Annotated in this window: 17 protein-coding genes; 12 read left to right on the forward strand and 5 right to left on the reverse strand. The window is 63.9% G+C overall.

Annotated features, from left to right (window positions below; translation table 11 throughout):
* Positions 1-20: 20 nt before the first annotated feature.
* Both CH285_RS19105 and aroQ read right to left on the reverse strand, forming a co-directional pair.
* Positions 21-791 carry a DsbA family protein gene (locus CH285_RS19105; protein ID WP_032390677.1) on the reverse strand — a complete coding sequence of 257 codons (771 nt, stop codon included), beginning with the start codon at positions 789-791 and terminating at the stop codon, positions 21-23.
* Between the two features lie 79 nt (positions 792-870).
* Positions 871-1,305 carry a type II 3-dehydroquinate dehydratase gene (gene aroQ / locus CH285_RS19110; RefSeq protein WP_032365301.1) on the reverse strand — a complete coding sequence of 145 codons (435 nt, stop codon included), beginning with the start codon at positions 1,303-1,305 and terminating at the stop codon, positions 871-873.
* A gap of 79 nt (positions 1,306-1,384) precedes the next feature.
* Here aroQ and CH285_RS19115 point away from each other — a divergent pair, with 79 nt between their 5' ends.
* From CH285_RS19115 to CH285_RS19125, 3 genes are all read left to right on the forward strand, one after another.
* Positions 1,385-2,686: an MFS transporter gene (locus CH285_RS19115; RefSeq protein ID WP_371829109.1), complete on the forward strand. Its 1,302-nt coding sequence runs from the start codon at positions 1,385-1,387 to the stop codon at positions 2,684-2,686.
* A 92-nt stretch (positions 2,687-2,778) separates the two neighbouring features.
* Positions 2,779-4,491, forward strand: coding sequence for an MDR family MFS transporter (locus tag CH285_RS19120; protein WP_052060710.1), 1,713 nt, complete (start codon positions 2,779-2,781; stop codon positions 4,489-4,491).
* Between the two features lie 4 nt (positions 4,492-4,495).
* Entirely contained in the window at positions 4,496-5,221 is a 726-nt protein-coding gene (locus CH285_RS19125) for an alpha/beta fold hydrolase (RefSeq protein ID WP_032407325.1), read from the forward strand.
* A 7-nt stretch (positions 5,222-5,228) separates the two neighbouring features.
* Here the strand turns inward: CH285_RS19125 and CH285_RS19130 are convergent, their stop codons facing one another.
* Positions 5,229-5,906, reverse strand: a complete 678-nt coding sequence (locus CH285_RS19130; RefSeq protein ID WP_032407324.1) for a TetR/AcrR family transcriptional regulator C-terminal domain-containing protein — start codon at positions 5,904-5,906, stop codon at positions 5,229-5,231.
* 405 nt (positions 5,907-6,311) lie between these two features.
* On the opposite strand from CH285_RS19130, the gene CH285_RS28580 reads away from it, so the two are divergent.
* Positions 6,312-7,733 (forward strand): ice-binding family protein, encoded by a 1,422-nt coding sequence (locus CH285_RS28580; RefSeq protein ID WP_094643978.1) that lies wholly within the window; start codon positions 6,312-6,314, stop codon positions 7,731-7,733.
* A 7-nt stretch (positions 7,734-7,740) separates the two neighbouring features.
* Positions 7,741-8,412 (forward strand): class F sortase, encoded by a 672-nt coding sequence (locus tag CH285_RS19140; RefSeq protein ID WP_202902208.1) that lies wholly within the window; start codon positions 7,741-7,743, stop codon positions 8,410-8,412.
* A gap of 243 nt (positions 8,413-8,655) precedes the next feature.
* Here CH285_RS19140 and CH285_RS19145 read toward each other — a convergent pair whose 3' ends face one another.
* Together CH285_RS19145 and CH285_RS19150 are read right to left on the reverse strand one after the other, a co-directional pair.
* Complete coding sequence (locus tag CH285_RS19145) at positions 8,656-9,054, reverse strand: ASCH domain-containing protein (protein ID WP_032386257.1); 399 nt, start codon at positions 9,052-9,054, stop codon at positions 8,656-8,658.
* 7 nt (positions 9,055-9,061) lie between these two features.
* Entirely contained in the window at positions 9,062-10,135 is a 1,074-nt protein-coding gene (locus CH285_RS19150) for an endonuclease/exonuclease/phosphatase family protein (RefSeq protein ID WP_032407322.1), read from the reverse strand.
* A gap of 94 nt (positions 10,136-10,229) precedes the next feature.
* On the opposite strand from CH285_RS19150, the gene CH285_RS19155 reads away from it, so the two are divergent.
* Genes CH285_RS19155 through CH285_RS19185 form a run of 7 tightly spaced genes read left to right on the forward strand, consistent with a single transcriptional unit; the run spans position 10,230 to position 19,366 of the window.
* Positions 10,230-11,042 (forward strand): TIGR03084 family metal-binding protein, encoded by an 813-nt coding sequence (locus CH285_RS19155; protein WP_027498171.1) that lies wholly within the window; start codon positions 10,230-10,232, stop codon positions 11,040-11,042.
* Complete coding sequence (locus CH285_RS19160) at positions 11,039-12,733, forward strand: acyclic terpene utilization AtuA family protein (RefSeq protein ID WP_094643979.1); 1,695 nt, start codon at positions 11,039-11,041, stop codon at positions 12,731-12,733. Before CH285_RS19155 ends, CH285_RS19160 begins: the two co-directional genes overlap by 4 nt.
* Positions 12,730-13,878 carry an acyl-CoA dehydrogenase family protein gene (locus CH285_RS19165; protein WP_094643980.1) on the forward strand — a complete coding sequence of 383 codons (1,149 nt, stop codon included), beginning with the start codon at positions 12,730-12,732 and terminating at the stop codon, positions 13,876-13,878. Before CH285_RS19160 ends, CH285_RS19165 begins: the two co-directional genes overlap by 4 nt.
* Positions 13,875-15,473 (forward strand): acyl-CoA carboxylase subunit beta, encoded by a 1,599-nt coding sequence (locus CH285_RS19170; RefSeq protein ID WP_094643981.1) that lies wholly within the window; start codon positions 13,875-13,877, stop codon positions 15,471-15,473. The genes CH285_RS19165 and CH285_RS19170 overlap by 4 nt, the downstream gene beginning before the upstream one ends.
* Positions 15,474-15,480: 7 nt before the next feature.
* Positions 15,481-17,457, forward strand: coding sequence for an acetyl/propionyl/methylcrotonyl-CoA carboxylase subunit alpha (locus CH285_RS19175; protein WP_057472796.1), 1,977 nt, complete (start codon positions 15,481-15,483; stop codon positions 17,455-17,457).
* Positions 17,454-18,614: an acyl-CoA dehydrogenase family protein gene (locus CH285_RS19180; protein ID WP_032386263.1), complete on the forward strand. Its 1,161-nt coding sequence runs from the start codon at positions 17,454-17,456 to the stop codon at positions 18,612-18,614. Before CH285_RS19175 ends, CH285_RS19180 begins: the two co-directional genes overlap by 4 nt.
* Positions 18,614-19,366, forward strand: a complete 753-nt coding sequence (locus tag CH285_RS19185) for an enoyl-CoA hydratase family protein (RefSeq protein WP_094643982.1) — start codon at positions 18,614-18,616, stop codon at positions 19,364-19,366. The genes CH285_RS19180 and CH285_RS19185 overlap by 1 nt, the downstream gene beginning before the upstream one ends.
* Positions 19,367-19,391 lie beyond the last annotated feature (25 nt).

The following is a 19,391-nucleotide window of genomic DNA, read 5'->3' on the forward strand; positions in this document are numbered from 1 at the left end:
GGTCGGTTACCGGTTGCTGCTCAGTTTCCGGCTGCCGCGGCGGCAGCGAGGATGTTCTCGGGTGTCGGGGTGGCGACGTCGGTGCCGTTGACGCGGACGCTCGGCGTTCCGTTGATGCCCTCGCCGATGACGGTCTGAGTCTGGGTGGTGACCCAGTCCGTGTAACTGCCGTCGGTGATGCACGACGCGGTGGTGGGGGAGTCGGCACCGGCTGCGGCGGCGATCTCGACGAGCTTGTCGTCGGGCAGACCGTTGCCGTTCTCGGCGGGCTGCTCGGCGAACATCGAGTTGTGCCAGTTCATCCAACTGTCCCGATCGTTCTCGGCGACGCAGATCGACGCACTCGCAGCACGGGTGGAGTACATCGTGCCGTTCGAGAAGCGATCGAGAATGGAGATGGGACGGTAATCGACGGCGACGTTGCCTGCGTCGGCCAGCTGCTGCAGAGTCGATCCGCTGACCGACTCGAATGCCTTGCAGGCCGGGCACTGGAAGTCCTCGACGACGCTGACGACAGTGGTGGCATCGGGGTTGCCGAAACGTATGGCACCGTTCGCGGTGAGCGACGTGGGCGTCAGCTGCGGGCCCGATGTGGAACTGGCGTCGGGAGATGCCTCACCCGACGTCGAATCCTTGTTGACGATGAACAGAGCAATGGCTGCAACGAGTGCGATGAGAACTACCGCGACGACGATCTGGATCAGCGTTCGACGATTCTTGTCGCCGTTCTGCATTGCCCGGATGTCCTTGGACGCTCTGCCGTCTCTCGATGCCTTGTTGCTGGTGTTCACGGCGACCAGTTTATGCAGGACAACCTGAGTGTCAGATGAGAGCAGTGTCGAACAAGTGCAGTATCAGATAAGAGCAGTACTAAATAAGAGCAGCGAGTCTTTCGATTGCGAATCGGTATCCATCGATGCCGAGTCCGGCGATGACTCCGCTGGCGATCGGAGAGACGTAGGAGTGGTGCCGGAACTCCTCGCGGGCGTGCACGTTGGAGATGTGCACCTCGATGATCGGGACCTCGGGGATGACGAGTGCGTCACGCAGTGCCACCGACGTGTGGGTCAGTCCGCCGGGGTTGATGACGATGCCCGACGCCACCCCGCGTGCCTCGTGGATCCAGTCGATCAACTGTCCCTCGTGGTTGGACTGCTCTGCTTTCACGTCGAGTCCGTGTGTGGCGGCGGTCTTCTCGCACAGGGCGACGACGTCGGCGAGGGTGGCACGGCCGTACACCTCGGGCTGACGGGTGCCGAGCATGTTCAGGTTCGGACCGTTGAGCACCAGCACTTGCTTGGCCATGACGTCACTCGCTTTCCTGCTCTACGAACTACCGGGTCCGATCATTCCACAGCGTGGTTGACACAATTGCCCCGTGAGCATTGGGAAGACGGTGAGTACGGGGAGAACCGTATGGGTGGTGTGGGGCGTCGGTGTCTTCGCGTATGTCATCGGGGTGCTGCATCGGACGGCCTTCGGGGTCGCAGGGCTGAGCGCTGCGGACCGGTTCTCGATCTCCCCGTCTCTGTTGTCCTCGTTCGTGGTGCTGCAGGTGGTCGTGTACGCGGCGATGCAGATTCCGGCCGGAGTGCTGCTGGATCGGATCGGTTCGCGCAAGATGATCGCTGCCGGTGCGCTGATCATGGCGTCGGCGCAGATAACGTTGGCGCTCACCGAATCGCTGCCGGTCGCGGTGGCGGCACGTGCATTCGTGGGCATCGGCGACGCGCTGACGTTCATCTCGGTCCTGCGTCTGGTGCCGCGTTGGTTCTCGCCGCGGCGGGTGCCGATCGTGTCCCAGTTGACCGGGCTGCTGGGTCAGCTCGGGCAGGTGCTCTCGGCCGTGCCGTTTCTGATTCTGTTGAACGGGCCGGGGTGGACTTTCGCTTTCGGTAGCGCGGCGGCACTGGGTTTGCTCGCACTCGTCCTCTCGCTCGCTCTGATTCGAGATCGTCCCGACGACAGCACTGCTCCGGAACCGGAGCCGACGTCGTTGCGACAGACGCTGGACTCCATCGGCGAGGTGTGGCGACGACCGGGAACCCGGCTCGGATTCTTCTCGCACATGGGGACCCAGTTCTCGATCACCACGTTCGCCTTGTTGTGGGGTGTGCCGTACATGACCACCGCTCAGGGATTGTCGGCGTCGACGGCCGGAGCGCTGCTGACGTTGTCGGTGCTGTCCGCGGTGGCGTCGGGCATCGTGCTCGGTTTGCTCACCGGGCGCTACCCGATGCGTCGGTCCTGGCTGGTGCTGGCGATCATGGTCAGCAACGCCACGATGTGGGCCATCGTGCTGTCGCTGCCCGGACCTGCGCCGCTGTGGCTGCTCGTTCTTCTCGTCGTGGTGATTTCCGTGGGTGGGCCCGGGTCGGTGATCGGATTCGACCTCGCCCGCACGTTCAATCCGAGTGCCAATCTGGGGACGGCTCAGGGGATGGTCAACATCGGCGGCTTCCTGGCATCGCTGTTGGTCATCGCGGCGATCGGGTGGATTCTCGACGCCATGGGCGGTTACGACTTCGACAGTTTCCGGGTCGCGATGCTGGTGCAGTTTCCCGTGTGGATCATCGCGATCATCGGGGTGCTGGCGACACGGCGCAAGACGCGCAAGGTACTCGCGGCCGACGGCATCCACCCGCACACGATGCGCGAGGTCCGAGACCGGATGCGCCGCAAATAAACCTTTGCTTAGTCGGCTTTCTACGAGCATGCTGGTGGTCCGAATATCGTTGTAGGACACAAGCAAACGTTACGTAAAGGTGAAACAAAGAGATGGTAAGCGAGCCTGAAGCGACCGCCGAGCGTGAAGCGAGTGCGGTGAGTGGCGAGTACTCGCACCGCGAGATCATGACCATTCTGTCGGGCCTGATGATGGGTATGTTCCTGGCGGCTCTCGATCAGACCATCGTGTCCACGTCGGTACGTACTATCGCCGACGACCTGAACGGGTTCTCCGTTCTCGCCTGGGTGACAACGGCATATCTGATCACGTCCACTGTCTCGACCCCGCTGTACGGCAAGCTCTCCGATCTCTACGGGCGCAAGCCGTTCTTCATGACGGCCATCTCGATCTTCGTCGTCGGGTCCATGCTGTGCGGCATCGCGACATCGATGTACGAGCTCGCAGCTTTCCGGGCCGTGCAGGGTTTGGGTGCAGGTGGCCTGATGTCGATGGCGTTGGCGATCATCGGCGACATCGTGCCCCCGCGGGAGAGGGCCAAGTATCAGGGTTACTTCCTGGCGGTGTTCGGTACGTCCAGTGTGCTCGGGCCGGTCATCGGCGGTCTGCTGGCCGGGCAGTCGTCCATTCTCGGCATCACCGGCTGGCGCTGGGTCTTCTACATCAACGTTCCGCTCGGCATCATCGCGCTCGTCGTCGTCTGGCGGGTGCTGAACCTGCCGGTCTACCGCCGCGAGGCCCGCGTCGACTGGTGGGGCGCAGTGCTTCTCAGCGTCGGGCTCGTGCCGCTGCTGATCATCGCCGAGCAGGGCCGCGTCTGGGGATGGAGTTCGCCGCGGGCACTGCTGTGCTTCGGGATCGGCATCGTGGGCGTCATCGCGTTCGTTCTCGCCGAGACCAAGATGGGCGACGACGCCTTGATCCCCATGCGGTTCTTCCGAAACCCGTTGTTCTCGTTGTGTATTGCCGTCAGTGTCATTGCAGGCGCAGCCATGTTCGGCGGCATCTCGTTGCTGCCGCAGTACCTGCAGGTGGTCAAGGGTTCCTCGCCGACTCTCGCCGGTTATCAGACCTTGCCGCTCGTCGGCGCTTTGATGATCGCGTCCATCGTGTCGGGTTCGATCATCTCGAAGACGGGGCGGTACAAGATCTTTCCGATCGTCGGCACTGCGCTGATGGCGATCGCCATGTTCACGTTCCACTACGTGCACGCCGACACTCCGTTGTGGCAGACGATGGTCGTGATGGGTGTGTTCGGTCTCGGTCTCGGTTCGATGATGCAGCCGCTCACGTTGGCCATCCAGAATGCGATGCCGCCCAAGGACATGGGCGTCTCCACCTCGGCGGCAACGTTCTTCCGTCAGATCGGTGCGACGGTCGGCGTGGCGGTGTTCCTCTCGATGTTGTTCACGCAGCTGACGCCCAAGACCGGCGATGCGTTGGTCGCCGCCGGTTCGACGCCCGCGTTCCAGCAGGCCGTGCAGAGCGCGGCCACCAGTGCCGATCCGTTGGAGTCCGGGTTCGCGAAGGCCATCGCCTCGGGTGATGCATCCGTTGCCGGTAGTGCCTTGCAGGACAGTTCGTTCATCCAGAAGCTCGATCCCGCGCTCGCCGAGCCGTTCCGCATCGGCTTCTCCGACGCGATGGACTACGTGTTCCTGGCCGTGTCGATCCTGATGCTCCTCGGATTCGTCCTGGTGCTCTTCCTCAAGGAGGTGCCGTTGCGCACGATGTCGGGTCTGGCGGCAGCTCAGCAGGAGCGCGACGAAGAGCGAGCGAACGACGTGGGCACGGGTCTACATTGATGGCGTGAATTCGGAGAACTGGGTTCGGCTCGGCTCGGTGGACACCTGGTACGCCGAGGTGGGCGACGGGGAACCGCTGGTCCTTCTCCATCCTGGGGGCGCTGATGCGCGAGCACTGGATGTCACTGTTGCCGGGTTGTCCTCGGCGTTTCGGGTGTTCACCCCCGAACGTCGAGGGCATGGCCGCACCCCTGATGTTTCCGGGCCTGGTCTCTCCTCCGAGTTGACGTTCTCGGACATGGTCGACGACACCATTGCGTTCATCGAGCAGGTCGTCGGGCGACGGACGCGGTTGGCCGGGTGCAGCGACGGCGGTGTCGTAGCGCTACTGGTGGCGCTGCAACGCCCGGATCTGGTGGATCGTCTCGCCTGCGTCGCGAGCGTCTTTCATCGCGACGGTTGGGGCGGCGGGTTGTCCGGTCTCGCCGATGCCGACCGCAGCGATTTCGTACGGCGACTCGACGATATGCACAGTGCAGATCCCGCACTGACTGCTAGCGATCTCGCCGCGTTGTCGGTGCGCACTCTGGTGATGATCGGTGACGACGACGAGGTGAGCATCGAGCATGCTGCCGAGTTCTACCGCAGTGTGCCGGTCGCCGAGCTGGCAATAGTCCCGGGTACCTCGCATGGCGTGTTGGTCGAGAAGCCCGCGTTGTGCAATGCAATATTGCTGGACTTCTTCACCCGGGATGCAGTGCAGACGTTCGCGCCCATTCGCCGAGCCTGATCTGTGGTCACGGGTTGTGACGCAGGCCGTCGAACAGTGCGTCCAATCCGCGATCGAGTTCGTGGGCACCGTCGTATGTGGTGATGAGGGGCGGCAGGACGGACATGATCGGGAAGTCCTCGATAGGGAGTCTGCGTAACGCGAGGCTGAGTCTGTCGACTGTCTCGTCCGGGTTGTCCGTCGTCTCCTGCGTTTCACTGAGCACGTGACCGCGGAGCAACGACATCAGCAATCGGTAGGCCGAGAGTGACTCGGGGACAGTGAATCCCGCGGTGGCAAACAGGCCCAATATGCCTTCGAGTGACATCAGGGACCTGGTGGTGCCCAGGCCCAGCGGAGTTTCTCGCGGCCGAGTCGCCAGCAAAACGGCCGCGCGCGGATGTGCCAAGGCGAGTTCGCGATAGTGCCGACCGAAGATCGTCAGCTGACGTCGCCAGTCGGTGTCCGATCCGTCCACCGACACGAGGTCGCCGAGAATCGAATCGGCAACGGCGTCGAGTAGCGCTTCCTTGGTGGCGACGTAACGATACACGGTCATGGGGTCGCGATCGATCGAGACGGCCAGGCTGCGGATGGTCAGGCTGTCGAGTCCGGTGTCGTCGATGATGCCAAGGGCGGCCGACACGACGAATTCGTGGTCGATTCTGTCCCGAGAGTTGTGGCTGCTGCGATCCGAGGGGGTCATCACATTGCTCCACCATCTTCGGTTATTCAGACAAGCGGTAAGCCGACGGCTTTCGGTCGACAAACAATTTTATTGTTCACCAACGTCATTCGCTTGACCCTCGACCCTACACATGGTGTGCTGTAGGCCTACACCGTAGAGATACGGGGAAACTCGCTGTTGCGGAGTGGGCCACGAGCCTCCGCCCCCTCTACTCATGTCGCGCAGTTGAACAGCCAGCCGGCGACGCCATCGAAGTACGGATACCGCGAGACCTCGGCGCCCCTGGATCGTTCCAGTGACCATCGTCGATCGTCGTGGTACTTCTGCAGACATCATCGAATCTCGTCGGGGGAATCGATATCCCTAAAGCGTTGTGCGGCAACAAGCCTCGCACGCATCCCCTCGAACAGATCGGTACACACCATGTACTCTCCGCAACATCGTCCTGCGCAGTCCAGATCCCGACGCAAGGGCTCGGCGTTGATTCCCCTCGTCGGTACCGTCGCACTGGCCACCAGCGCACTCATGCTGGTCAACGCCTCTTCGGCCGACGCTCAATCACCTGCTGTCGCCGTCCCCACCGTCGGTCTCGGTGCCGCAGATCCGTACGCAATTCTTGCCGGCTCCACCGTGACCGACGCGGGTGGATCTGTGATCAACGGCTCCGTGGGTGTGAGCCCAGGTGACGGGAACCCTTCGAGCGTCAGCGGACTGCTGCAGGGCCAAGTGACCAACGGCGTCATAGATGACAAGAACGAACGAGCACTGAATGCGAAAGCTGCTCTGCAGGTTGCATATACCGACGCTGCCAACAGGTCGGGTCCTGAACTGGTCCCGGTCGAGCTGGGCGGCACCACTCGGTACGCCGGTTTGTACAAGGGCGACACACTCGGACTGACCGGATCTCTGCCTCTGACGCTCGATGCGCAAGGCAATTCCGCTGCGGTCTTCATCTTCCAAGCTGGATCCACTCTCATCACGGGGTCGAACAGCAGTGTCTCGCTGATCAACGGGGCCAGCCCGTGCAACGTGTTCTGGCAGGTGGGAAGCTCGGCCACTCTCGGCACCGGCACCGATTTCGTCGGCACGGTCATGGCGCAGGCGTCGATCACCGCGACGACGGATGCCGATGTGCGGGGACGGCTCTTGGCTCTGACCGGCGCAGTCACCCTCGACTCGAACACAATCAGCAATGCGGAGTGTGGGATCACCGAACCTCCGGTGACGACGACGCCGCCGGTCACGACCACGACGCCTCCGGTCACGACCACCACACCGCCGGCACCCACGACAACGACACCGGCACCTACGACAACGACGACCGCCCCGGGTGGCGGCGGCGGTACGCCGGGTGATGGTGGCGGAACGCCGCCGATCGTCATCGAAGTACCCCCGATCCCGGGTCTGCCGCCGATCCCCGGCATCACGCTTCCGCCGATTCCGGGTATCCCGAACGTGCCGGACAACCCGAACACGCCGGATCAGCCGAACACTCCGGACCAGCCGCGCACTCCCGATCAGCCGAACACCCCGGACCAGCCTCGGACTCCGGACCAGCCCAACACCCCGGACCAGCCGCGCACTCCGGATCAGCCGCGCACTCCGGATCAGCCGCGCACTCCGGATCAGCCGCGCACTCCGGATCAGCCGGGCGGCCCTGATCAGCCGGGTACATACAACCCCGGTGGCCAGATCACCCAGATTCCCAACGGTGGAGTCGAAACGGGCGATGGCAGCACCAGCGTGCGGCCGACCGCGGCGTCGATGACGTCGATGTGGGCTGTGCTGTTGGTACTCGCTGCAGGCGGGGTCTCCGCCTTGGCGCTCAGCCGTCGTCGACGCTGAGCAACACGTGAACACTGAGATCGATACTGCTGCAGAAGTTTCCCGCACTGTGACCCGTCGCCGGGTTGCAGTGCGGGCTGCGGCAGCAGCCTGCCTGATGGTGGTGGCCCTCGTGTCGGGGTGTGCGACACCCGTCGATGAACCCGCTCCGACTCGAACGTCAGCGGCGACATCGGCTGACGTTGTTGCTCAACCCAATTCGGTCCCTGCCCAGAGCGGTGGTTCGGCCGATGGTGTCGCATCTCCGCCCGAACGTATCGAGATCGACGCGATCGGTGTCGATTCCGATGTGATGGACCTCGGGTTGAATCCCGATGGAGCAATGGAGGTCCCGCCGGGCGGTTTTCCCGCAGGCTGGTACACCGGATCGCCGATCCCGGGTCAGCTGGGACCGTCGATCGTTGCCGGCCACGTGGATTGGGCCGGTAGCCCGGGTGTCTTCTACCGACTCGGCGAACTGGAGCAGGGAGACGATGTGTCCGTCACTGCAGAGGATGGAAGTACGGTCCGGTTCGTCGTCAGCGCTGTGGAGCAATATCCGAAGGATGCTTTCCCCACCCAGAAGGTGTACGGCGATCTCGACCACCCAGGGTTGCGTCTGATCACATGCGGTGGCCAATTCGATTCGGATGTCGCGAGTTACGAGGACAACATCGTCGTCTACGCGGATCGGGTCTGACCTCTACTTTTCGAGCCCGGCTGCTCGAGTTCGAGGTCGATAAATCTGCATGCCGTTCCGCGCCTTGGGGTCTGCGGTAGACGGTCGGAAGGTGCCCGTGATTTGCGAGCTGCGTAGTTGCAGGCACGGTGACGGCAGTGGTGCCGGCATTGGAGACCCAGAATTCGACGCCATCAGCAAGCATGACCGGAGTCCACAGGCCCGCGGTCTTCAGGCTGTGGTGATAGCGGCACAGGCAGACCTTCATGCCAGCTCGAATCGCTCCAGCACCACCTGAGTGTCGTCGTTCACCGTGAAATTCGGATTGCCCAGCTCCTCGCGGACTTCGACGGACTGCCAGAATCGTTCGTGGCCGGCACGCCACTGCGCCACATCGGTGTAACCCTCACCCTCGTCGAGCGCATGCTGCAGCGGAACATCGCTCAGCGCAACGACATCGACGGCCGTGGTCTCGATGACCCCGACCACGGCACCCGTCGAATTCACCACCGCACCGCGTTCACCGACCCTCGGCAGCTCCTCGTCGGTGTACTGAGCCAACAGGCTTGCCGTGCTGGTCTTCGCTCCGGACAGCACGGCCGCAACCAGCGTGTCCCGTAGTGGGCCCGGGTAGGCGAACTCGACAATCGGCAGATCGGTCACTCACGCATCATATTTCGAGGTCTACCCACACCAGTCTGTGGTCCGACGGGTGCTCGGCCTGATCGGGCCAATACACCTGCGAGTCGCGCACGGTCAGATCGTCCGAGGGTAGTACGTAGTCCACGCGCAGGTCACCCGGCGTCGGATCAGCGAAATCAGCTGTGTCCGTTCCATGTCCATCGGACGTGGGTGCCGGATCTCGAACCCGCGGAAGATCCAGAACCTGTGCGATGGCACCGGCCACGGAGTCGCCGTCGACCGGATCGCTGTTCTGGTCGCCCATCATCACGAACGACGCTCCCTCGTCGAGTCCGCCTCGCACGCCGTTGTCGTCGTAGAGATAGTCGGCACCGGAAATGTAATCGGCGCTCAACCGGATCTCGTCGTGATTGCGCTTACCGTTACGGTCCTCGGGTCCGTCGAAGGACGGGGGAGTGGGATGCGAGGCCAACACGTGCAGCGTCTTCCCGTTCACGTCGACGGGCACGTCCCAATGAGACTTGCTGGACAGTCGAAGCGCGTCCGCGTTCTCTCCGTAATAGTCGCGCGGTAACAGCGAGTCCGGCATGTCCTTCCACAGAAAGTTCTGGAACGTGCGTACCGAACCGGTGTCGATCGGGAACTTCGAGTACACCACCATGCCGTACTGGCCGGGAAACTGTCCGAATCCCCAGGCGTCACCGGGGCCACCGAGTGCGCCGTCCCCGTCCAGGTCGAGTCCCGAGTCGACGCCGGTGTTCACCGGAGCAGTGAAGAAGAACGGGTACTGCCCGTCGAGGTAGTTCTCGTTGAAGAGGGTCGGGCCATCGGACCCCGAATAGTCGAACTCGTTGACCAGCAACACATCCGGAGAGTTCGCGGAGATCACGTCGGCCACTGCGCGAGCCTGGGCGTTCTCCGCGCTCAGGTCGGTGACCAACTGTCCGGCCGCGGACCGATTGAGACTGGCGTTGAACGTCGCCACCCGGATGCTCGACGGTTCGTCGGGGGTCGGGTCTGCAGCAGACGGGTCCGTGGCGGAGCATCCGGCACCCATGACGGCGAGGGTAACGGCGACGGCCACAAGTCTCGACGTTTTCACGTTTTCGACCGTAGAGACGGCAAGCGAACGTAAGGTTACAAATTAACAAGCAAGCGTGCTTGCTTTTTTCTCGTGCCTTTGTGAAGCTGGTCCCATGGCAGACCTCGACTCACTCGTCGGCGATCTCCGTGCCGAGGGTGACGACCTCGACGCGCTGGTGGCCGAGCTGGCACCCGAACGCTGGGCGGCACCTACTCCGGCGGCGGGCTGGACGATTGCACATCAGATCGCGCACCTGTCGTGGACGGATCACGTCGCGGAGCGAACCACATCCGCAGCGTCCGGTGATGCCGCGGCCGAGGAGGAGTTCGCCCGCACGCTGAAAAAGGCCTGGGAGAACCCCACCGGGTTCGTCGACGACGCCGCCGAGGAGGAAGCGAGCAACCCGGAACTGTTGAGCGCCTGGCGAACCCGCCGCCACGCCATGACGGACGCGCTGAAGCAGGTCCCGTCGGGCGTCAAGATCCAGTGGTTCGGGCCGCCCATGAGTGCCGCGTCCATGGCCACCGCCCGTCTCATGGAGACGTGGGCCCACGGACAGGACGTCGCCGACGCGCTGGGCGTCACCCGCGTGCCGACCGACCGAATCCGCGGAGTCGCACACATCGGCGTGCGGACACGGGATTTCGCGTACGCCGTCAACGAGCAGACTCCGCCGGCGGAACCGTTCGGAATCGAGCTCACCGCACCCTCGGGCGAAGTGTGGACGTGGGGTCCCGACGACGCAGAACAGCGTGTCACCGGATCTGCACTCGATTTCTGCCTTCTCGTCACTCAGCGCGCACACCGCGACGATCTGGACGTTCGAGCCGACGGGGCCGATGCCGCACACTGGCTCACCATCGCCCAAGCCTTCGCAGGCCCTCCCGGACAGGGACGAGACAAGGCAGGACGCGAGAAAGCATGACCGTACGTATAGGCAACTGCTCCGGTTTCTACGGAGATCGACTGTCCGCGATGCGGGAGATGCTCGAAGGAGGAGACCTCGATTACCTCACCGGTGACTACCTCGCCGAGCTGACCATGCTCATCCTCGGACGCGACCGAATGAAGGACGCGACCCGTGGCTACGCCAAAACCTTTCTGCGGCAGGCCGAGGACTGTCTCGGACTGGCACTCGACAAGGGCGTGAAGATCGTCGCCAATGCCGGCGGACTGAATCCGCGTGGACTGGTCGAGGCGTTGGAAAAGCTGGATTCCGGCGCGAAGATCGGCTACGTGGACGGCGACGACCTCCTCGGCAGGGCAGGCGAACTCGGCCTCGGCAGCCCGCTGACGGCAAACGCCTACCTCGGTGCGTGGGGAATCGTGGAATGCCTGAACTCCGGTGCCGACGTCGTCGTGACCGGTCGCGTCACCGACGCCAGTGTCATCGTCGGCCCCGCCGCCGCTCACTTCGGCTGGTCGACAACCGATTACGACGCACTGGCCGGCGCAGTCATCGCGGGCCACGTCATCGAGTGCGGTACTCAAGCGACCGGCGGCAACTACTCGTTCTTCACCGAGATCGCCGACATGTCCCGTCCCGGGTTCCCGATCGCCGAGATCGAAGCCGACGGATCCTCCGTCATCACCAAGCACGAGGGCACCGGCGGTGCCGTCAGCGTCGGTACCGTCACCGCGCAACTGCTGTACGAGATCACCGGGGGCCGATACGCGAACCCCGACGTCACCGCGCGCATCGACACGGCGGTCCTGGCGCAGGAGTCCAGCAACCGAGTATCGATCAGCGGGGTCGCCGGAGAAGCGCCGCCGCCCACCTACAAGGTCTCGCTCAACGCACTCGGCGGCTTCCGCAACGAATTCACGATGGTGTTGACCGGCCTGGACATCGAGGCCAAAGCCGAACTGGCGCAACGGCAGTTCGAGTCGTGGTTGCCCGCCCGACCGACCGAGTTGGACTGGACTCTGGTGCGTACCGACAAGCCCGACGCCGAGACCGAGGAAACCGCAAGCGCGTTGCTGCGCTGCGTCGCCCGCGACAGTAACCCTGACGCGGTGGGACGCCAGTTCTCGGCTGTGGCGGTCGAACTCGCGCTCGCCAGCTACCCGGGCTTCTCGGTCACCGCACCGCCCGGAAACGGAGCACCGTACGGGGTGTTCACCGCAGGTTTCGTCGACGCACACGACGTACCGCATGCGGCCCACCTGGCCGACGGCACCGAACGCAGCATCGCACCCTCGGCGCAGACGCGAGTCCTGGAATCGTTGGTCGAACCGCAACTGCCGGCACCGCGAGCCGCGGAGGACACCATCCGACTACCACTCGGCACCATCGCCGCCGCCCGCAGCGGCGACAAAGGTGGGAGCGCCAACGTCGGGGTCTGGGTGCGCACCGATGACGAATTCGCCTGGCTGGTGCACGCATTGACGGTCGAGACCCTGAAGAAGATGTTGCCCGAGGCCGAAAAACTCACTGTCACTCGGCATGTACTTCCCAACCTGCGGGCGGTGAACTTCGTCATCGACGGCATTCTCGGCCAGGGCGTTGCATCGCAGGCCAGATTCGATCCACAGGCCAAGGGGCTCGGTGAGTGGCTGCGGTCGCGGCACATCGACATCCCCGAAACACTCGCTTACAAGGGAGCACTCGTATGAGCATCTGGACGACGCCGGAGCGTCAGCAGCTGCGCAAGACCGTTCGCAGTTTCGTCGAGCAGGATATTGCGCCGCACATGAATCGGTGGGAGACCGAGGGTGAGATCCCGCGCGAGCTGCACAAGAAAGCGGCCGCTCTCGGTTTGCTCGGCGCAGGGTTTCCCGAGGACGTCGGCGGCGACGGCGGTGATCTTGCGGACGCGGTGCTGATCTGCGAGGAGATGCACCAGGCCGGCGCGTCGGGCGGACTGTTCGCTTCTCTGTTCACCTGTGGAATTGCGTTGCCGCACTTGGTTGCCTCGAGAGATCCTGAGCAGATCGACAAGTGGGTGCGGCCGACGCTGGCGGGGGAGAAGATCGGCTCGCTCGCGATCACCGAGCCGGGCGGCGGCTCCGACGTGGGTCATCTGCGGACCAAGGCGGTCAGAGACGGAGACCATTACGTCGTCAACGGGTCGAAGACCTACATCACCTCGGGGTGCCGTGCGGACTTCGTCGTCACCGCAGTCCGGACGGGAGGCGAGGGGGCAGCCGGAGTGTCGCTCCTCGTCGTCGAAAGGGGCACACCGGGCTTCGAGGTCACCAGCAAGCTCGACAAGATGGGGTGGCGCGCCTCCGATACCGCCGAACTCTCCTTCGTCGACGCCCGGGTTCCGGTGGCCAACCTGGTCGGTGCCGAGAACAGTGGCTTCGTCCAGATCGCACAGGCATTTCTCACCGAGCGTATCGCTCTCGCCGCTCAGGCCTACGCCAGCGCGCAGCGGTGCCTCGATCTGACGCTGCAGTGGGTCCGTGATCGCGAGACCTTCGGAAAGCCGCTCATCGCACGGCAATCCGTACAGAACACCGTCACCGAGATGGCGCGCAAGATCGACATCGCTCGCGTGTACACCCGCTCCCTCGTCGAGCGGTCCATGCAGGAGGACGGTGACTTCATCGCCGAGGTCTGCTTCGCCAAGAACACGGCCGTCGAGTCCGGGGAGTGGGTGGCCAATCAAGCCGTCCAACTCTTCGGCGGACTCGGGTACATGCGCGAGAGCGAGGTCGAACGGCAATACCGCGACATGCGCATCCTCGGTATCGGCGGCGGAACCACCGAAATTCTCACCGGCCTTGCCGCAAAACGATTGGGGTATCAGGCATGAGCGTGCTGAAGTCCACTCTCGACACCGCATCGGAGCAGTACACCGGTGCCACCGAGGCCATGCACACCAAACTGGCCGAGATCGACGCCGAACACGACAAGGCGCTGCTCGGTGGCGGTCAGAAGTACGTCGATCGCCACAAGAAGCGTGGCAAGCTGCTCGCCCGTGAGCGCATCGAATTGTTGATCGACGAGGATTCCGCGTTTCTCGAACTGTGCCCACTTGCGGCGTGGGGCAGCGACTTTCCCGTCGGTGCCAGCACCGTCATGGGTATCGGTGTCGTGTGCGGGGTCGAATGTCTCATCGTGGCCAACGATCCCACGGTCCGCGGCGGATCCAGCAACCCGTGGACCCTGAAGAAGGGGTTCCGCGGCAACGACATCGCCACCCAAAACCGACTGCCGGTGATCTCTCTCGTCGAGTCGGGCGGTGCCGACCTGCCCACGCAGAAAGAGGTGTTCATCCCCGGCGGACGCATGTTCCGCGATCTGACGCAGCTCTCGGCGGCCGGCATTCCGACCATCGCCCTGGTGTTCGGTAATTCGACTGCGGGCGGTGCCTACGTTCCCGGCATGTCCGATCACGTCGTCATGATCAAGGAACGATCCAAGGTGTTCCTGGCCGGGCCGCCCCTGGTGAAGATGGCCACCGGTGAGGATTCGGACGACGAGTCACTCGGGGGAGCCGAGATGCACGCCCGGAAGTCCGGTCTCGCAGACTACTTCGCCGTCGACGAGCAGGACGCCATCCGCATCGGACGCAGCATCGTCTCCCGGTTGAACTGGAAGAAGAAGGGGCCCGAGCCACGCACCGAGGTCATCGAGCCACTCGCCGATCCCGAGGATCTGCTCGGCATCGTCCCCACCGACCTGAAGATCCCGTTCGATCCCCGTGAGGTCATCGCCCGCATCGTCGACGGTTCCGACTTCGACGAGTTCAAGCCCATGTACGGCGGCTCGCTCGTCACCGGTTGGGCAGAGCTGCACGGCTACCCGATCGGCATCCTCGCCAACGCACGCGGCGTGCTGTTCAGCGAGGAATCACAGAAGGCGACGCAGTTCATCCAGCTCGCCAACCGGTCGAACACGCCACTGTTGTTCCTGCACAACACCACCGGCTACATGGTCGGCAAGGAGTACGAGGAAGGCGGCATGATCAAGCACGGATCGATGATGATCAACGCCGTCTCCAATTCGAAGGTGCCGCACATCTCGATCCTGCTCGGGGCGTCCTACGGAGCCGGCCATTACGGCATGTGCGGCCGTGCTTTCGATCCTCGCTTCCTCTTCGCCTGGCCGTCCAGCAAATCCGCCGTCATGGGTGGCGCACAGCTGGCCGGCGTCATCTCCATCGTCGGACGCGCCGCCGCAGAAGCTCGCGGTCAAGCGTTCGACGCGGAGGCCGATGCCGGACTGCGCGCGATGATCGAGAATCAGATCGAAGCCGAATCGTTGCCGATGTTCCTGTCCGGACGCCTCTACGACGACGGCGTCATCGATCCCTGTGACACCCGCACGGTAGTGGGAATGTGCCTGTCGGCCATCGCCTCTGCCCCGATCGAAGGCACCGCGAACTTCGGTGTCTTCCGGATGTGATGCCCGCATGCTGAACAAAGTCCTCGTGGCCAATCGCGGCGAAATCGCCCGACGCGTCTTCACCACCTGCCGCGCGGAGGGCATCGATACCGTCGCGGTCTTCTCCGACGCCGACGCGGCATCTCCCCATGTGCGTGAGGCGGACTCCGCTGTGCGCCTGCCTGGGCAGAGCCCGTCCGAGACCTACCTGCGCGGAGAATTGATCATCGCCGCCGCGGTGCAGGCCGGAGCCGACGCGGTGCATCCGGGATACGGATTCCTCTCCGAGAACGCCGAATTCGCCCGGCAGGTACTCGACGCCGGGTTGACCTGGATCGGACCGCCCGTCAAGGCCATCGAATCGATGGGCTCGAAGGTCGAGTCCAAGAAGATGATGGCCGACGCTGGAGTGCCGGTGTTGACTCGACTCGATCCCGAGTCGGTCACCGAGAACGAGCTGCCAGTACTGATCAAGGCGTCCGCGGGCGGCGGCGGTCGGGGGATGCGTATCGTCCGCAGTCTCGATGCACTGCAGTCGGAGCTCGAGGCAGCCGGACGAGAAGCCCTGTCGGCCTTCGGCGATGGAACGGTGTTCATCGAGCGGTACATCGAAACCGGGCGGCACATCGAAGTTCAGGTCATGGCCGATCGATTCGGCACGGTGTGGACGGTGGGCGAGCGTGAATGCTCGATCCAACGCAGGCACCAGAAGGTCGTCGAGGAAGCTCCGTCGCCGCTCGTCGAACGCATCGACGGCATGCGCGAGAAGCTGTTCGAGGCAGCCACACTGGCATCCGAGGCCATCGGCTACGAGGGCGCAGGCACCGTCGAATTCCTCGCCGACGAAAAGGGAAACTTCTTCTTCCTCGAGATGAACACCCGCTTGCAGGTGGAGCATCCGGTCACCGAATGCACGACGGGTCTCGATCTCGTTGCGCTGCAGATCCAGGTTGCGGCGGGGGAGCGGCTACCGGCCGAACAGCCCACGACTCGGGGACACTCGATCGAGGTTCGGCTGTACGCCGAGGATCCGGCTCAGGACTGGCAGCCGCAGAGCGGTGCCGTGCACCGATTCGATATCTCCGGTGCGCAGTTCGAGGTGTCGGACAAAGCTGGATACATCAGAGTCGATTCCGGCGTCGAGACGGGCAGCGTGGTGGGAACGCAGTACGACCCCATGCTCGCCAAGGTGATCTCCTTCGCCCCGACACGGGACCGAGCGGCGACTCTGTTGGCGAAAGCACTGCAGAACGCCACCATTCACGGCCTGAAGACCAATCGCGATCTGCTGGTCAACATTCTGCGCCATCCGGCGTTCCTGGCGGGCGACACCGATACAGCCTTCTTCGACACGCACGGCCTCGATGTCCTGGCTCAGCCGATCGCGCACGGCCGGGCCGAGGAACTGTCGGCGCTCGCGGCTGCCCTGGCCGACGCAGCGAGCAACGTCTCGCGAGCTCGGGTGAACCGGGGTCTACCCGGCGGCTGGCGCAATCTCCGGTCGCAACCGCAGCGCAAGACGTACAACGACATCACCGTCGAATACTCGATCGGACGCAGCGGACTCGCCTCCTCGGTGGAGGGTGTCGAACTGGTGGAGCACACACCGACCTCGGTGACGTTGGACGACAACGGTATTCGTCGTATCTTCGCAGTGAGCACCTACGGGTCCGACGTGTTCGTGGATTCTTCTCTGGGCCCCGTCCGATTGGCTCGGGCACCGAGGTTCACCGACCCCACCGACGAGGTGGCGGCCGGATCACTGCTCGCGCCGATGCCGGGCAGCGTCATCAGAATTGCTGCTGCGCAGGGCGATACCGTCACCGCAGGCCAGCCCATTCTGTGGCTGGAGGCGATGAAGATGGAGCACACCGTGACTGCACCCGCCGATGGTGTGCTCACCGAACTGAACGTGCAGCAGGGTCAGCAAGTCGAGGTAGGACAGGTCTTGGCAGTAGTCACCGACACGCCAGTAGTCACCGAGCAGGGAGTGGAGCAAGCATGAGTTTCATCGAAACCGAAGAGCAGAAGGGTCTGCGCAACGCAGTCTCGTCACTGGGCAAGCGCTACAACTACATCGACTACGTGCTGCCCAAGGCGCGCAAAGGTGAGCCACTGACCGAACTGTGGAACGAGGCGGGCAAGCTCGGCTTCCTCGGGGTCAATCTGCCCGAGGAATACGGCGGCGGCGGCGCAGGCATCTACGAACTCGCGCTCGTACAGGAGGAGTTGGCTGCGCACGGTGCCGGTCTACTGCTCGTCGTCGTCAGCCCGGCCATCTGCGGCACCATCATCGGCAAGTACGGCACGGCAGACCAGAAGCAGGAGTGGCTCACCGCCCTTGCCGACGGTTCCAAGATCATGGTGTTCGGCATCACCGAGCCCGACGCCGGATCCAACTCGCACCAGATCACCACCACGGCGCGTCGCGACGGTGACGAATGGATCTTGAAGGGCAACAAGATCTATATCTCGGGCGTGGATCAGGCCGACGCCGTGTTGATCGTGGCGCGCACCGAGGATTCCAAGACCGGCAAGCTCAAGCCGGCGCTGTTCATCGTGCCCACCGACGCTCCGGGACTGCAGAAGACGCAGATGGAGATGGACATCGTCGAGCCCGATCATCAGTTCGTGCTGTTCCTCGACGACGTCCGGTTGCCTGCCGAGGCACTCGTCGGTGAGGCCGACGCTGCCCTGATGCAGTTGTTCGCCGGACTGAACCCCGAGCGCATTCTCGGTGCTGCGATGGCTGTCGGTATGGGTCGATACGCTCTGGACGCGGCGGTCAAATACGCCAACGAGCGGACGGTCTGGAAGACGCCGATCGGCGCTCACCAGGGCTTGGCGCACCCGTTGGCGCAGTGCAAGATCGAGCTGGAGTTGGCGAAATTGATGATGCAGAAGGCCGCGGTGCTCTACGACTCCGGCGACGATTTCGGTGCCGCCGAGGCCGCGAACATGGCGAAATACGCTGCTGCCGAGGCCAGTATCAAGGCACTCGATCAGGCGATCCAAACCCACGGTGGTGCCGGGTTGAGCAGTGAATACGGATTGGCTGCGATGCTCGGAGCCGCCCGTATCGCCCGCGTTGCTCCGGTGAGCCGGGAGATGATCCTGAACTTCGTGAGCCAGCACTCGCTCGGCCTGCCGAGAAGCTACTGATGGCCGTTCTCGTCGAGTCGGGCAAGGACACAGCGTATTTGACGTTGGATTCGCCGCAGAACCGAAACGCGCTGTCGTCGGTGTTGGTCGAGGAGCTGACAGCGGGCCTCATCGCTGCGGCGCACGACGACGACATCAGAACGATCGTGCTCGGTCACACCGGTACGACGTTCTGCGCCGGTGCAGATCTCCGGGAAGCCGGGGCGTCGCCGGAGCTCCGGACTCGGCAGATGCTGGATCTGATGCGGCTGATCATCGACACCCCGAAACCCGTCGTCGTACAGATCGATGGTCATGTGCGGGCAGGCGGGATGGGGCTCGTGGCGGCGTGCGACGTCGCCATTGCCGGACCGGAAAGCTCGTTCGCGCTGACCGAGGTTCGCCTCGGACTGGCGGCGTCGGTCATCTCCGTCGCCGTGCTGCCGCGATTGACCTCCCGGGCGGCGAGTCGATACTTCCTCACCGGGGAAACATTCGACGGTGCCACGGCCCAGGAGATCGGTCTGGTCACCGTGGCCGACGCCGTTCCCGCGGCCGCGGTGGCCGACTACATGATCATGTTCAGGAAGTGCTCGCCGCAGGGCTTGGCCGAGTCCAAACAGCTCACCACCGCCGCGATCCGACGCGAGATCGACGAGCGCGGAACGGCCGTCGCCGAGCAATCGGCCAGGTTGTTTGCATCGGAGGAAGCCCGAGAGGGGATGATGTCCTTTCTGGAGAAGAGGCCGCCGTCCGGGGCTGCCGAAAAGTAGGTCGAGAAGGAGCAGGGAGATGGTG

Source organism: Rhodococcus sp. 05-2256-B1, from assembly GCF_002258465.1.
GTDB lineage: Bacteria > Actinomycetota > Actinomycetes > Mycobacteriales > Mycobacteriaceae > Rhodococcoides > Rhodococcoides fascians.